The sequence below is a fragment of the Streptosporangium sp. NPDC050284 genome (assembly GCF_044459525.1).
Lineage (GTDB): Bacteria > Actinomycetota > Actinomycetes > Streptosporangiales > Streptosporangiaceae > Streptosporangium.
Map to the genome: position 1 here is coordinate 153,216 of NZ_JBITIZ010000009.1, position 14,100 is coordinate 167,315.

Below are 14,100 nucleotides of genomic sequence, written 5' to 3' on the forward strand. Positions count from 1 at the left end.
TCGTCCTCCCACCGACCAGGAGCAGCACCATGTCCGATCCCACGGGGTCCGATCCCACGCGGGCGACCCTCGACGCCCTGAACGGCACCGACGTCCGGCTACGTCACGTCTGCAAGGCACGCGACGCCACCGACCAGGTCGGGCCGCGGCGATTCCTGCACGCCGGGCCGCCGATCGAACTCGCCGACATACCCGGGCCCATGCGGGGCGCGATCATCGCGGGCCTGCTGCTGGAACGGGAGGCCGGGTCGGTCGCCGAGGCCGAGGCGATCATCCACCGCGGCGAGGTGAGCATCAGCCCCTGTCACGACGCAAACGCCGTCGGGGCGATGGCCGGGATCATCACGCCGAACACCCCCGTCGTGGTAGCCGAGACCACGGGCGGCATCAGAACGTTCTCCCCTTTGAACGAGGGCGTCAGCGGGGCCATGCGCTACGGGTCGTACGACGAGGTGACCCTGGCACGGCTGCGGTGGCTTGGCGACGTGCTCGCCCCGGCCCTCGACGCGGCCCTCCAGCGCTCCGATCCCCTCGACCTGCTCGCCCTGGTGGCCGAAGGGCTGCGGCGCGGCGACGACTGCCACAACCGGCTGGTCGCGACCAGCGCGGCCCTGCTGGTAACGCTCACCCCGGGCCTGCTGCACACCCCCTTCGACCGCGAGGACATCGCGAAGGTGGTCTCGTTCATCGCCGGCAACGGGCACTTCGCACTGCCCTTCGCGATCTCCGCCGCCAAGGCGGTCACGCTGGCCGCCGGCGGGATTCCCGGCAGCCCGATCGTGACGGCCATGGCGAGCAACGGACGGGAGTTCGGCATCCGCGTCAGCGGGCTCGGCGACCGCTGGTTCACCGTGCCCGCGCCGATCGGCGACCCGGTCCTGCTGGAGGGGGCGACCCTCGACGACGTCACCCCGACCATGGGCGACTCGATGATCTCCGAGACCGCCGGCTTCGGCGCCTTCGCGATGACCGCGGCGCCGGCGATCATGTCCTTCGTCGGCGGCGACACGGCCAGGGCCCAGGAGATCACCCGGAGCATGCGGGACGTGTGCGCCGGCACCAGCGGGCGTTTCCTCATCCCCGCCGAGGACTTCCGGGGAACACCGCTCGGCATCGACGTGCACCGGGTGCGCGCCACCGGCATCGAGCCCGTCATCAACAACGGCCTCGCGCACCGGGAGCCGGGACGCGGCCGGGTCGGCGCCGGGATCACCCCGATTCCGGTGGAGCCGTTCGCCGCGGCGAGCCGGGCGTTGGAGGAGACCGCTCCCGAACGGGTCGGCGCGGCGGGCGAACCGGGGCGCCACGCATGAGCGGTACGAGCATTCCCTCCTTCACACCCGCCGATCTCGCCGCCGTCGCCGGCCGATGGGGCCTCGACCCCGGCCTGGTGGGCCGGCTCGGCCCCGCGATCGACCGGATGCGCGACACCTACGGCCGCGTGCGGGAACTGGCCACCGAAGGGCGTCCCCCCGAGCCCCCGCCCATCGCGGTCACCCGGGTCCCGCGTGGCCCGGACGATCCGTACGGCGCCTGGCTCTACCGGATCGACGCCCCCGGGCAGCCGGGAGACGGGCCGCTCGCCGGGCGAACGGTGACCGTCAAGGAGTCGATCGCGGTACGCGGAGTGCCGATGACCCTGGGCAGCCGCCTCATGGCCGGCTTCGTCCCCGGGTCCGACTCGGCGGTCGTCGGCCGGGTGCGGGACGCCGGAGGGGTCATCGTCGGCACGTCGGTCTGTGAGGACCTGTGCTACTCCGGGTCGAGCTTCACCAGCGCGCACGGCCCCGTCGGCAACCCCTGGGATCCGCGCCGCTCGGCCGGCGGCTCCTCCAGCGGCGCCGCGGTCCTGGTGGCGACCGGGCAGGCCGACTACGGCATCGGCACCGACCACGGCGGCTCGGTCCGCAACCCCGCCGCCTGGTGCGGCGTCTTCGGCCTCAAACCGACGTACGGGATCGTCGAGTACGACGGTGCGATGCCGACCGAGCGCACGCTGGACCACATCGGCGTGCTCACCCGGAGCGCCGCCGGCCTGGTCGCCTTCCTGGAGGCGACCGCGGCGCCGCACCCGGGCGGGGAGCACGAGTCGTACGCGGGCCAGTACGCCCGCGAGATCACCGGGCTGCGCGCCGGAATCCTCACCGAGGGATTCGGCTGGCCCGGCCGCTCCGACCCGCGTCTCGACGACCAGGTCCGCGAGTCCGCGCGGGCGCTGGAACGGCTGGGGCTGACCGTGTCGGAGGTGTCGGTGCCGCTGCACCGGTACGGCAGGGACATCCATCTGCCCATCTCGATCGAGGGCGGCCTCACCACCGTCTTCGAGTCCCGTCTCCAGGGCAACAACCACTTCGGGCCCTACCACCCGAACTTCGGGGAGACCTTCGGCGAGGCGATCGCCCGCCGTCCCGAGGACATACCGGTCGGAGGGGTGCTGGCGCTCGTCGGCGCCACGCTGCTACGGGACGCCACCCACGGCAAGGTCATGGCGTACGCGCAGCAACTGCGGGTGCGGCTGCGCGAGCAGGTCGATCGCGCGCTGCGCGAGGTGGACCTGCTCGTCCTGCCGAGCGTCCCGATGCCGCCCCACCCGCTCCCGGCCGACCCGCGCGAGGCGGTGATCGGCACCGACCTCCCCTTCGAGATGCACGACAACAACTGCGTGTTCAACCTCACCGGGCACCCGGCGCTCAGTGTCCCGTGCGGATTCGTGGACGGACTGCCGGTCGGCATGCTCCTCGTCGGACGGCCCGGCACGGACGCGCGACTGGTCCGCGTCGCGGCCGAGTTCGAGGAGCGCGTCTTCCGCTGCCCCCCACCCCCGCGTCACGACCCGGATGCGAACCTCCCTACCGCGAGGAGCGGACGATGACCGAGCCGGCACTGAACTTCTTCGGCGAACTCCTTGAGCCCTGCGGCTTCGACCCGATCACCGGATACCGTCGCGACGGCTACTGCTACACCGGCCCCGACAACCCCAAGGGGCACACCGTCTGCGCGATCGTCGACGAACGCTTCATCGCTTTCCAGACCACGGTCGACAACGACATCGCGACTCCCCGGCCCGACCTCGCCTTCCCCGGACTGAAGCCAGGCGACCACTGGTGCGTCATCGCGTCGAAGTGGTACGAGGCGTACCTGGCCGGCTGCGCCTGCCCGGTGAACCTCGCGGCGACCAACGTCCGGGCGCTGGAGGTGATCCCACGAGCGGCACTGCTGGAGTACGGGGTGGACCTGCGTACCACGGCCCCGGACGACGGCCGGGACACCTCACCATGAGCCGCTGGAACGCGCTGCGTGCCTACACGGCCCTGCCCGCCACCACCGGATCCCTGTTCCTGGCGGTCACACTGATCGCTCGTATCCCCGCGACCATGGGGCAGTTGGGCTCGCTGCTGCTGGTCAGCGGGGCCACGGGCTCCCTCGCGCTCGGCGGCGCCACGGCCTCCGCCTTCGCCGTGGGGCAGGCGGCCGGCGGGCCGCTCGTCGGGCGAACAGCGGACCGGTACGGGCACCGGCCGGCCGGGCTGGCCGCGGCGCTGCTGCACACGGCGGCCCTCGTCCTGCTGGTGGTGTGCGTCGTGCGGGGCATGCCCACGTGGGCGGCGCTGGTGGCGTCGGTGGTCGCGGGCTTCTCGGTGCCGCAGGTCGGCCCGCTGTCCCGGGCCCGCTGGACCGCGCTGGCCCACCAGGGACGGCTGCCCATGAACCGCTTCCCCGCGGCGATGAGCTTCGAGGGAACGGGCGACGAGTTCGCGTTCGTCCTCGGGCCCGCGCTGGTCGGCGTCATCGCGGCGGCGACCTCGCCCCCTGCGGCGGTGCTCGTGGCGGCCGGGCTCACCGCCACGATGTGCGTGGCGTTCGCCCTGCATCCCACGGCCGCCGCGGTCGCCAGGGGCGAGCGCCGGGACGGGGACACCTCGGCCCCGGTACTGCGCGGCCCCGTGTTCCTCCTCGCCGCCGGGCTGACCGGCCTCGGCTGCTATTTCGGCGCGGTGCAGGCAGGCATCACCTGGCGCGCGGTCGACGCCGGCGCCGACGGGGCGGCCGGGCTGATCTACGCGATACTCGGGCTGAGCAGCGCCCTCGCCGGCGTGCTCGTCCCGATGCTGCCCGCGTCCTTCACGCCGGCCCGCCGGCTCCAGACGGGCTTCGTCCTGCTGGCCGTTCTCACCCTGCCCCTCGCGATCGTCGGCGGGCTGCACATCGGCGGTCTCTGGCCACTGGGCCTGCTGATCGTGCTGCCCGGTGTCACCATCGCACCGATCCTCGTCACCGCCTACACCCAGGGAGAGATGACGGTCCCGGCGGAGAGGATCTCGTGGGTCATGACCCTGCTCACCTCTTCCGTCGTCGTCGGCTACGCCGTCGGCGCGCTGCTGTCGGGCACCCTCGCCGACCGCTACGGCCCGCTCGCCGCCTTCCTGATCGCGCTCGCCGCGGCCTGCGTCGGCGCCACGGCCAGCACCCTCGGCCGACGCCACCTGGCAGCGCTGCACCCCAGGTAGGAGCCATGGCACGCCACACCTCGCCCTTGGCCGCCGGCTTCGATCCGATGCAGCCCGGAGGCGGCGATCGCCTCGACCTCCCGAGGGCGCTGCATCTGCCGGGCGTCGTTGGTCAGGATGACGTGGAATCCCTCGGCCACCGCTCGGGGGTAGAGGTTCTCGTCCCGGGTTCCTGACCTGCGGTCGAGATCCAGCAGGTGGACGATCTCATGCCCCAAGACGAAGGCGTTGATGGCCTGGTGGAGCGGCCGGGACACGTTCTCATCCAGCAGCAGCCTCACGCGGTTCCTTGGGGGGATCGTAGCTGTCAACGTAGTCGGCGAAGTCGGCGGCATCCAGGGCCGCCGTGGAGGTGACGCTCGGGTAGTACTCAGAGATCCGCTCCGGGGGGAGCCCATCCCGGAGCAAGGCCGCGACCTCGTCGTAGGGGACGCGGATGCCCTCGATCACCGGCACTCCGCCGCGGACCGCCGGATCCACCGTCACATGCGCGCGAGGCCGCAGCAGCGGCGGGATGTGCCTGCCGTCGCGGTAGAACGGCTGCAGGACATCGACCATCTCGTGGATGACCACGTTGGCCTTCTTCCGTACCAGGTCGACCGCCTGATCGGGCTCGGCCAGGTAGATGCTGCCGCCGTCGGCGACCAGGGTGTACGAGGAGAGGTGGTCGTGTTCTTTCAGGTCGTCGCGGAGCGTGTCGAGCGCCCGTCTGATCTTCTGCAGTGAGGCGTCGTTGCGCAGCTTGACGCAGGTCCACAACGCCACCACATCGCGGAAGGAGTAGAGAACGGGCCGGGTGCTGGAGATCTCCGGGATCAGCACCGCGCCACGGTTGACGCCGGCCTGGTGCAATCCATCACACTCTGCCAGGGTGATCATGTGGTCGGTAAGTCGATTCAACAGCTCTTTGCCGATGCCGGTTGCGATGGATGGCTATGCGTCCTGGACATAGACGGCGCCGCGGAAGTGCACGTCGGCGGCGATGACCTGGTCGTGGCTGCCTCGGTCTTCAAGGTCGCCATAGCCGTGGAAGTCTTCCGACAGGCCGACGCGGGCCATTTTGATCTACAAGACCGAGTCCATATCAGGCCCAACGCGCGAACAGCAGGCCCGACAGGCTTTTCTACCTTCGCCGACGAAGTCGACGCTTCCATACGCGACCTGACCAGGATGATGCTGGTCGTGAGCGATAACGCGGCCACCGACATCCTCATCGATCGTGTCGGCCTGGACCGCGTTCGAGCGACCTTGACCGAATTGGGGCTGAAGGTAACCGCGATTCCCTTCTCCCTGCAGGCCATGCTCGACTCGATAGGCCAGGACGCGAGATTTACCGACTGGGCAGAGCTGACTCACGCAACGGCCACAGCACGCTCGGCCGATGAATCCCAGGATCTGCAGGAACGGCTGTGGTCCTCCCGTGCCATGCAACCCGAACATGCAATCCGCACGACTCCCAGGGAGATGGCCCAGTTGCTGCGCCTGATCTGGCGCGACGAGGCCGGCCCCGCTGAGGCGTGCGCCCAGGTCCGCCAGCTGATGGCTCAGCAAGTGACCAAGAATCGCCTGGCAATGGGCTTTCAACGTGATGTCCGCGTCGCAGCCAAGAGCGGAAGTGAGGTGCTCCAGAGATTCCGGACAGCTCCTTGATCAGCAGCCTGACCCGGGCCAGGGTCCAGCGCTGATCGGCCCAGCCGTAGGCGGCCGCACCACCTCCCAGTTCCGCCTCCAGCCGATCCAGCTGCTCATCGCTCAGCCGGCATCTGCTGCTGGGTCCTTGGGAGACCAGGGCGGCCTTGCCGCCTGCCAGCCAGGCCCGGCGCCACTCACACGCCGATTTGCGGGTGATGCCCAGCAGCTGGGCCACCCGCGGCGCACCCATTCCTCCGGCGAACATGTCCGCGGCCCGAAACCGCAGCTCCTCACGCTGCGACCGAGCCCGGGCGGACAAGCCCCCGCTTCTGTCCGCGTATCTCATACCTTCAGGTCTACACCCACGCGGACAACGCACCCGAATCGGCCCCAAGCACACCGTTACGCCGAGACTTCATCCTCAGTAACACCGGCTCCGGAGTCAACCCCCGAAGGACTTCCGGAGCGGACCACTTGGCGTGTGCTTCCAGGAGCCTCAGAAGGTGTCGTGTTTCGCTAAGAAAGCATGATTAAGCGCCAAGGGTTGAGCGCGATCGATAATGGCGAAGCCGGATAAGCTATATCCGTAAATCTTGTCACCAGGGTGTCCGACTAGTGAGAAGATCAGGGGTGCTCCGAATAGCAAACGCAGTACTCGTAAGATTACCGGGACTGCTGCACGCACTTGCGCTGAAGCACCGTGAGCTGCTGAAGTTCGCGGTGGTGGGTGGAACAGCGTTCCTGGTAGACAACACGGTGTTCTATGGGCTGAAGCTGACCATTCTGGAACCGAAGCCGGTGACCGCGAAGGTCATCGCGGTGCTCGTGGCGACGATCGTGTCCTATGTGTTGAACCGCGAATGGTCGTTCCGGACCAGGGGCGGTCGCGAGCGCCGTCACGAGGCTGCGCTGTTCTTCCTGGTCAGTGGCATCGGTCTGGTGCTCAGCTCCGTGCCGCTATGGATCTCCCGATACGTGTTCCTGCTGGAGACCCCGGACGTGAGCCTGGTGACCCAGGAGATCGCCGACTTCGTGAGCGCACAGGTCATTGGCACATTGATCGCCATGGTCTTCCGTTTCTGGGCGTTCCGGAAGTGGGTCTTCCCTGACGAGGAGGCCCGGTCCAGCGACGTGCGACTGGCTCCCACTCCCGATTCCACAGAAGAGGCGGCTTGATGGCCAGCTTCATGGGGACGTTGCCTGGGTCCTCGGTGATCTCGTAAGGAGCGACAGCGGAGAGCGTCCCACCATGAGCCCATCCGCGTCAGAGGGGGGTCGGTGTCCTGACCTGTGGCGGCGAAGGTCCGTTTGGTCCGGCCCTCACCGCAGGGAATGTCCCTCTCCCCGGGATCAGTGATCTTGACATCCAACGCCTGACTTCTCTTCATCAGCTCGGTGATGTGGAGCTTCAGGGTCTCACTGGCTTCGGCGGTGGTGGGCTCCTTTTCGGCGCAACCGGAAAGCGGAGATCCACCGCTATCCGCCTCCGCTGTCGTAGCCACGGCCACAGTGTGGGACGAGGTCGCGGAGGCGAAGCTCTGTGATGGCTGATCCCTCATTGTGTGATGAAACGATGACAGCGCGGCTGACCACCGGATTCGTCTGATTGCCTACGGATCATGCGACCGACGAACCCCTCTCCTGACTTCCCGTTCCCTCATGGCTCCACCGGCCGCCGCCGCGCCGGAGTGATGGCGGCCGCCGTCGCGGTCGGGGCCATGCTGGCGGCCTGCGGCGCATTCACCGCAGCCCCCGGCGACGGACCGGCCGCGACGACTGCGACGACCGCGACGGCCCGGCACGCCGACCAGGCTGCGAACGGCGTCAGGGTGTTGTGGATGGGCGACTCCATCGCGGGCGCGGAGGCCCCGGCCGTGGAGGCCGCGTTGAAGGCCGGTGGTGTGTGGTTCAGGAACGCCACCTCCGACGGCGGCGGCACCGTCGTCGCCGGTGAGCACCCGGTGACAATCGTGGCGGCCAAGGACACCTGGAAGAGGCTGAAGAAGGAGCTGGCCTCCTTCCGGCCGACGGTGATCGCGTACCAGATCACCAGCTACGACTGGGGGACGCCCCGCCAGCAGCTGGCGGCCTACCAAGAGCTCTCCCGGGCGGCGAAGGACGCCGGCGCGCGGCTCGTCCTGGTGTCCGCTCCGCCGTTCAAGATCGACGGGTTCTACAAGCCCCACGAGGACGCGATCAAGAGCGCGCCCGCGATGGCCGCCAAGGTCGCCGACGTTCGCTACCTGGATGCCTCTGAGCTGTGGGGGGACGACTACGCCGCCGACAGGGCACAGCGTGCCACAGACGGGATCCACTCCTGTCAACAGGGGGCGGCTGCCTTCGCCGCCTGGTTCGTCAGGCGGCTCGGCGACCTGGCGGGCTTCACTCCGCCCGCCCCCGGCGTCTGGGCCACCGGGCCGTGGACCGGTGACGAGCGCTTCGTCAAACTCGGCTGCGGCTGATGGATTCGGTCTCCCGCCGCGCGCATGTCGGCGCGCTCGACGGGCTGCGTGGGCTCGCCGTCGCCGGGGTCCTGCTGTTCCACGCCGGGCACTTGCGGGGCGGGTTTCTGGGCGTGGACCTGTTCTTCGTGCTGTCCGGCTTTCTGATCACCGGTCTGCTGCTTGAGGAGCTCGCCGGGCGCGGACGTATCGACCTGGTGGCCTTCTGGGGGCGCAGGGCCCGGAGACTTCTGCCCGCGCTGGCCGTCATGGTCGTGGCGACGTTGCTGCTGGCCTGGGCGTTCGCCGGGCCGGGCGTGCTGGGGTCCGCCCTGCGGGACGCGCCGTGGGTGGCCGCCCAGAGCCTGAACTGGCATTTCATCGGCGAGCGGATCGGATACTGGAACGCCTCCGGCACCCGTCTGTTCGCCCACCTGTGGAGCATCGGCGTCGAGTGGCAGTTCTACCTGGTCTGGCCCCTGGTGGTGGCGTCGGCCGGGAGGGGGCCCGGCGGGCAACGGCGCGTCGCGGTCGTCGCGGTCGCCGGTGCGCTCGGGTCACTCCTGCTCATGATCAAGCTGGGGGCGGCTGTGGACACCACCCGCGCCTACGAGGGCACCGACACCCGGGCCTTCTCCCTGCTTCTCGGCTCCGCTGCCGCCACGGAGCCCGTCCGGAACGCGGTGGCCGGCCTGTCGCGCGTCGCCGTGGAGGTGATCTGCGTCGTGCTGCTGTGCGGGCTGCTCGCCTCATGGTTGTTGACCGGCGGGGAAAAGGCCCCGGCCTTGTTCCAGGGCGGGATGTTCGCCCATGCCCTGGCCGGTGCCGTGCTGATCGCGCTGCTGGGCCATGCGCGGGGCGGTCTGGTGGGCCGGGCGGTGGGCAGCGGTGTACCGCGCCGGCTGGGCGAACTGTCCTACAGCCTGTACCTGTGGCACTGGCCGGTCTATCTGCTGCTGCCACGGCCGGTGGCCGGGCTCGCCGGCTGGGGCTGGACGGTCGGCGCGATCGGGCTGTCGCTGCTGGCTGCGGTAGTGTCGAAGGTCGTCGTCGAGGACCCGGTACGGTCGCGCACCCGGTGGGCCACCGGAGGCCGTGGATGGGTGGCGCTGGCCGTCGCGGGAGTGATGGCGGCGGGAGTGTGGGCGGTGATACCGCGGCCGCTGCCCGGTGCGGGGACGGTCGATGTGAGCAGGCTCGGCGGGCTCCAGCCACGTCACGCCGCTGAGTGACAGCGCGTGGAAGAGGAGGAACGACACATGCCGGGGGTGCTGCGCCGCGTGGCGGCCGTTCTGGTCGTGGCGGCGGCGCTGGCGGGCTGCGGGATCACCGACACCGATGTGCTGCCCGCCGGTCAGCCGGTCCAGGGCGGCCTGACCGAGAACAGCGACCGGCTGCTGCGGGTGTACTTCGTCACGCAGGAGGGCACCTGGCCGGTCTCGCGGCCGGCCCCGGCCGGAAACCGGCTGCAACGGGCGATGGACGCGTTGCTCGCCGGTCCCACGGCGGAGGAGCGGGCCCGAGGGCTGGTCACACGGCTTCCCGCCTCAGCCCGGCCGGTCCGGGCCACGACGAGCGGAGGCCGGGTGAAACTGCGTCTGCCCTGGCAGGTACGCGAGCTGCGGCCGGTGGCGGTGAGCCAGCTCGTGTGCACGGCCGCCGCCGCGGACGTCGGCGACGATCCCGTCGTCGAGGTGGTCGAGCCCGCCATGGACCGGCCCTGGCCGGTCAGATGCGCCGAGAACGGATCGGCCGTCCCCGCTGACCAAGGAGCCTCCCCATGACCCGTGTGCTCGTGATAGAAGACGATCCGGCCGTGCGCCGGGGCGTGAGTGTCGGCCTGCGCCACAGGGGCCACGAAACCGTGCTGGTCGCGACCGGTGAAGACGGGCTGGCCGAGCTCGTCGCGAGCGCTCCCGAGGTCGTGCTGCTCGACCTGATGCTGCCCGGTATGAGCGGCCTGGAGACCTGCCGCCGCATCCGCGCCTTCAGCCAGGTGCCCATCGTGATCCTGTCCGCGCGCGACGATGACGTGGACATCGTGGTCGGTCTGGAGGCCGGCGCCGACGACTACGTGATCAAGCCTGCCAGCAGCGAGGTCATCGAGGCGCGCATGCGCGCGGTGCTGCGCCGTACCGCGCCGCCCGCCTCCTCCGACCGGGCGCGCACCACTCACGGCGATCTGCTCGTCGACCGGGTCGCCCTGCGCGCGCTCAAGCACGGTACGCAACTCGCGCTGGCGCCGACGGAGCTGAGGCTGCTGCTGTTCCTGTCGGCCGCGCCCGAACAGACCTTCAGTCGCCAGCAGCTCCTGGAACAGGTGTGGGAGCACACCTTCTACGGCGACTACCGGCTGGTCGACGCGTGTGTGATGCGGCTGCGGGCCAAAATCGAGGACGACCCCCGCAACCCCCGCTACATCCAGACCGTACGCGGCTTCGGCTACCGCTTCGGGCCGTTGTGATCCACCTGTCCTTCGTCCGCGGCCTGCGAGCTCAGCTGGTTCTGGCGTTCCTGCTGGTCTCCGTGCTCAGCGCGCTGAGCGTCGCCGTCTTCACCTTCCGTCAGGGCCGCGCCGCGATCGTGGAGCGCGCCCAGGCCGACGCCCTGCAGGACCTGCGCGTCCACCTCGCCTCCCGGACGCCCGACCTGCCTGCCGACCCCGGCGAGACGGAGCTGCGTACGCTGGCGCTGCAACTGGACCGCACCGCGGGTATCCGCGGCTGGCGCACCGCCCTGTCCTATCGCGGCGGCCCGCTCATCGCCACCGGAGCGCAGCCGCCACTGCCCGCGCGGTTGCGCGCTCGAGCGGCCACCGCGACCACCGCCCTGGCCCAGCGCTTTCATCGCGGCCAGGTGCCCTGGCTGGCCGTGGCCCTTCCGGTCACCGCCGCCGCCCGTCCGCACGACCCCCCGCCCCTCGTCGTCTACGCCTCCTTCTCCCTGGCTTCCCAGCAGCAGGATGTGGACACCCTGGCGGCCGCCGCCCGCGCCGGAGCCCTGCCCGTCGCCCTGGTCTCCATCGTCCCCGCGCTGCTGGCCGCGCGCAGACTGCTGCGACCGGTACGGCGGCTGCGGGCGGCCGCCGAGCGGATGGCGGGCGGCGGTCTCGACACTCGAGTACGCGTCACCGGCAACGACGAACTCGCCGACCTCGGCCGTACCTTCAACACCATGGCGGCCACACTCCAGTCCGACGCGGCCGCGCTGCACGACATGGAGGCGCGGGCACGCCGGTTCGCCGCCGACGTCTCCCACGAGTTGCGCACCCCGCTGGCGGCCATGTCCGCCGTGACCGAGGTCCTCGACGTCGACGCCGCCTCCGGCCGCCTCGCGCCGCTCACCGCCGAGGCGCTGCAACTCGTCTCCGACGAGACACGCAAGCTCAGCCGCCTGGTGGAGGACCTGATCGAGGTGTCCCGCTTCGACGCCGGCGTCGTCGTACCGAACCTTGACGAGGTCGACGTGGGCGAGCTCGTCGGCAAGACGCTGGCGCTGCGGCACTGGCGCGACCGGGTCCGCACCGATGTCCCCCCTGGGCTGCGCGCCCGGCTCGACCCGCGCCGCGTCGATGTCATCCTGGCCAACCTCGTCGGCAACGCGCTGCGGCACGGCGGTACGGCGGTATCGGTCCTCGTCCAGGTCAGGGCCGACACCGACCGGATCGCCGTCACCGTCTCCGACGACGGGCCCGGCATCCCCGCCGACCTGCTGCCCCACGTCTTCGACCGCTTCACCAAAGGTGACGCCGCCCGTACCCGTACCGACGGCAGCGGCCTGGGCCTGGCCATCGCCACCGAGAACGCGCGCCTGCACGGCGGTACCCTCACCGCGACCAACGCCCCCCGAGGCGGAGCCGTGCTGACCCTCACCCTGCCGCGGAATCCACCGCGAGGAACGCCCGTCACTCGCGGCACCGGGTGAACGGGCGGGCCGGACCCGGGAAGAACGAGGCCGGAGCCGACCCGAGATCCAGCGCCGACTGAGGCGGGGCTACGCCGTGCCTGCGAGGTCTGGTGCGTGAACTGGGTCAAGGCTCCGTGCCAGTGCACGCCCAGGCTGTAGAGCACGCGTGAGTCGGGGGCGAGGAGCGGGCCGGCGTGGTTCATCATGCCTGTCGGCCCGATCTCCCTGCAGATGGCAGGCAGACCCTCTCCGACGCACCCCGCGCATGTGAGGTCCCCGTTGCCCAGAGACGGCGCAGGCGGTAGACCGAGTCCTTGCCGGATCCCGCCGCGTACAGGTAAAGGTCGCGGCGGTCGCGGTCAGCGCGTGGTCGGCCATGGACCAGGGGGGCGAGCCCGGGCAGGGCGGCGTGTGCGGGAGATGTCGGCGGCGACCGCCGTCTCAACCCGTTCCACGGTGAGTGGCGGCAGCTTAACGATTCCGATCACACCATGCCCGCGCGCTTCGTATCGCTTCATGTGATCTTGCGGTCACGGAATGATGAGGTCATGTCGGGACGCGTTCTGAAATGGGCGGGCATCATCGTGTTCATCGTCACGGTGAGTGCGATGGGCCTCTACCTGTTCACCCAGGACAAGCTGGAGGAGGCCGACCAGTCGGCGAGCGTGATCGGCGCGTTCATCGCGTTGAGCAGCCTCGCCCTGACCCTCTACGGAACGCTCACCGACCGCCTTGCCCGCTCAACCTCGACCAGGGGCGCGGTCCGATGTGACAGGGAATGCGGTCGGATCGGCATCGGCGCAGTTCGGGAACGTGACGGCGTGACGGCGTCGAATCCCGTCCTCCTCGTTCGACGCGTCAGCGAGGCCGGGTGAGACCGGCGGAACGAGTACGGCGACGGATCCCCGTCGCAGCAGAGAGGAAACCGTCATGACCGCCTTGCAGCCCGGCCCCACCGCCACCGGTTCCACCACCCCGGCGACGCGTGTGCTGCTCGCCTGCGCCATCGCCGCCGCGCCGCTCTTCGCGGTCGTGTCGCTGGCCCAGGTGTTCACCCGCGAGGGCTTCGATCTGACGCGCCACCCTCTGAGCATGCTGAGTACCGGCGACCTGGGCTGGTTGCAGATCACCAACTTCCTGGTCAGCGGGGCTCTGACGGTGGCCGGCGCGATCGGCCTGGGCCGCGCGCTGCGGGGTACGCCCGGTGGCACCTGGGCGCCCCGGCTGGTCCTGGTCGCGGGGGTCGCGATGGCCGCGGCCGGGGTGTTCGTCATGGACCCGGGCGACGGCTTCCCCGCGGGCACCCCGCTGGGCCAGACGGGCACGTTGAGCGGGAGCGGCCTCATGCACATGGTCGCCGGGTCCATCGCGTTCACCGCGTACATCGCGGCCTGCTTCGTGCTGGGCCGCCACTTCTCCCGGGCGGGCCGTCCCGGCTTCGCCGCCGCCTCGCGGCTCAGCGGTCTGGTCTTCGCCCTCGGTGACGGGTGGGCGATGACGGGTGGGACGGCCGGATCGCTGACCCTGGCGATCGGCGCGCTCACCGGGATGGCGTGGATCGCGGTGGTGGCGGCGGATCGGTGGCTCGCGCTCAGGTAGTGAGATCCGTACGG

Annotated in this window: 15 protein-coding genes and 1 pseudogene; 13 read left to right on the top strand and 3 right to left on the bottom strand. The window is 70.5% G+C overall.

Annotated elements, in window-relative coordinates:
* The first annotated feature begins 29 nt into the window (after window positions 1–29).
* From ACIBH4_RS21945 to ACIBH4_RS21960, 4 genes are read left to right on the top strand one after another with little or no spacing between them, the layout of a single operon-like run.
* Complete coding sequence (locus tag ACIBH4_RS21945) at window positions 30–1,313, top strand: DUF1116 domain-containing protein (protein ID WP_362770287.1); 1,284 nt, start codon at window positions 30–32, stop codon at window positions 1,311–1,313.
* Window positions 1,310–2,872 (top strand): amidase family protein, encoded by a 1,563-nt coding sequence (locus ACIBH4_RS21950; protein ID WP_362516997.1) that lies wholly within the window; start codon window positions 1,310–1,312, stop codon window positions 2,870–2,872. The genes ACIBH4_RS21945 and ACIBH4_RS21950 overlap by 4 nt, the downstream gene beginning before the upstream one ends.
* The gene (locus tag ACIBH4_RS21955; RefSeq protein WP_362516994.1) at window positions 2,869–3,279 is read left to right on the top strand and encodes a DUF2237 domain-containing protein; all 411 of its coding nucleotides are present in this window, start codon (window positions 2,869–2,871) and stop codon (window positions 3,277–3,279) included. Before ACIBH4_RS21950 ends, ACIBH4_RS21955 begins: the two co-directional genes overlap by 4 nt.
* Window positions 3,276–4,508, top strand: coding sequence for an MFS transporter (locus tag ACIBH4_RS21960; RefSeq protein WP_362516991.1), 1,233 nt, complete (start codon window positions 3,276–3,278; stop codon window positions 4,506–4,508). The genes ACIBH4_RS21955 and ACIBH4_RS21960 overlap by 4 nt, the downstream gene beginning before the upstream one ends.
* Here ACIBH4_RS21960 and ACIBH4_RS21965 read toward each other — a convergent pair.
* A complete protein-coding gene (locus ACIBH4_RS21965) occupies window positions 4,403–4,789 on the bottom strand; it encodes a DUF5615 family PIN-like protein (protein ID WP_362516987.1) in 387 nt (128 codons plus the stop codon). The genes ACIBH4_RS21960 and ACIBH4_RS21965 overlap by 106 nt on opposite strands.
* Window positions 4,770–5,387, bottom strand: a complete 618-nt coding sequence (locus tag ACIBH4_RS21970) for a DUF433 domain-containing protein (RefSeq protein ID WP_362516983.1) — start codon at window positions 5,385–5,387, stop codon at window positions 4,770–4,772. Before ACIBH4_RS21970 ends, ACIBH4_RS21965 begins: the two co-directional genes overlap by 20 nt.
* On the opposite strand from ACIBH4_RS21970, the gene ACIBH4_RS21975 reads away from it, so the two are divergent.
* Window positions 5,388–6,158, top strand: coding sequence for a serine hydrolase (locus ACIBH4_RS21975; RefSeq protein ID WP_362516980.1), 771 nt, complete (start codon window positions 5,388–5,390; stop codon window positions 6,156–6,158).
* A gap of 148 nt (window positions 6,159–6,306) precedes the next feature.
* Here the strand turns inward: ACIBH4_RS21975 and ACIBH4_RS21980 are convergent.
* Window positions 6,307–6,486, bottom strand: a pseudogene (locus ACIBH4_RS21980) (helix-turn-helix domain-containing protein); the annotation flags it as partial.
* 284 nt (window positions 6,487–6,770) lie between these two features.
* Here ACIBH4_RS21980 and ACIBH4_RS21985 point away from each other — a divergent pair.
* The 8 genes from ACIBH4_RS21985 (at window position 6,771) to ACIBH4_RS22020 (ending at window position 14,086) form a co-directional block, all read left to right on the top strand.
* On the top strand, window positions 6,771–7,316 hold the full coding sequence (locus ACIBH4_RS21985; protein ID WP_362516977.1) for a GtrA family protein: 546 nt from the start codon (window positions 6,771–6,773) through the stop codon (window positions 7,314–7,316).
* A gap of 443 nt (window positions 7,317–7,759) precedes the next feature.
* Window positions 7,760–8,602, top strand: coding sequence for an SGNH/GDSL hydrolase family protein (locus ACIBH4_RS21990; RefSeq protein ID WP_362770306.1), 843 nt, complete (start codon window positions 7,760–7,762; stop codon window positions 8,600–8,602).
* The gene (locus ACIBH4_RS21995) at window positions 8,602–9,813 is read left to right on the top strand and encodes an acyltransferase (RefSeq protein ID WP_362516972.1); all 1,212 of its coding nucleotides are present in this window, start codon (window positions 8,602–8,604) and stop codon (window positions 9,811–9,813) included. The genes ACIBH4_RS21990 and ACIBH4_RS21995 overlap by 1 nt, the downstream gene beginning before the upstream one ends.
* A gap of 27 nt (window positions 9,814–9,840) precedes the next feature.
* Entirely contained in the window at window positions 9,841–10,365 is a 525-nt protein-coding gene (locus ACIBH4_RS22000; RefSeq protein WP_362516969.1) for a GerMN domain-containing protein, read from the top strand.
* On the top strand, window positions 10,362–11,045 hold the full coding sequence (locus tag ACIBH4_RS22005) for a response regulator transcription factor (RefSeq protein ID WP_362516966.1): 684 nt from the start codon (window positions 10,362–10,364) through the stop codon (window positions 11,043–11,045). The genes ACIBH4_RS22000 and ACIBH4_RS22005 overlap by 4 nt, the downstream gene beginning before the upstream one ends.
* A complete protein-coding gene (locus ACIBH4_RS22010; RefSeq protein WP_362770304.1) occupies window positions 11,042–12,505 on the top strand; it encodes a HAMP domain-containing sensor histidine kinase in 1,464 nt (487 codons plus the stop codon). Before ACIBH4_RS22005 ends, ACIBH4_RS22010 begins: the two co-directional genes overlap by 4 nt.
* Window positions 12,506–12,978: 473 nt before the next feature.
* The gene (locus tag ACIBH4_RS22015; protein ID WP_362516960.1) at window positions 12,979–13,362 is read left to right on the top strand and encodes a hypothetical protein; all 384 of its coding nucleotides are present in this window, start codon (window positions 12,979–12,981) and stop codon (window positions 13,360–13,362) included.
* A gap of 55 nt (window positions 13,363–13,417) precedes the next feature.
* The gene (locus ACIBH4_RS22020) at window positions 13,418–14,086 is read left to right on the top strand and encodes a DUF998 domain-containing protein (RefSeq protein WP_362516957.1); all 669 of its coding nucleotides are present in this window, start codon (window positions 13,418–13,420) and stop codon (window positions 14,084–14,086) included.
* Window positions 14,087–14,100 lie beyond the last annotated feature (14 nt).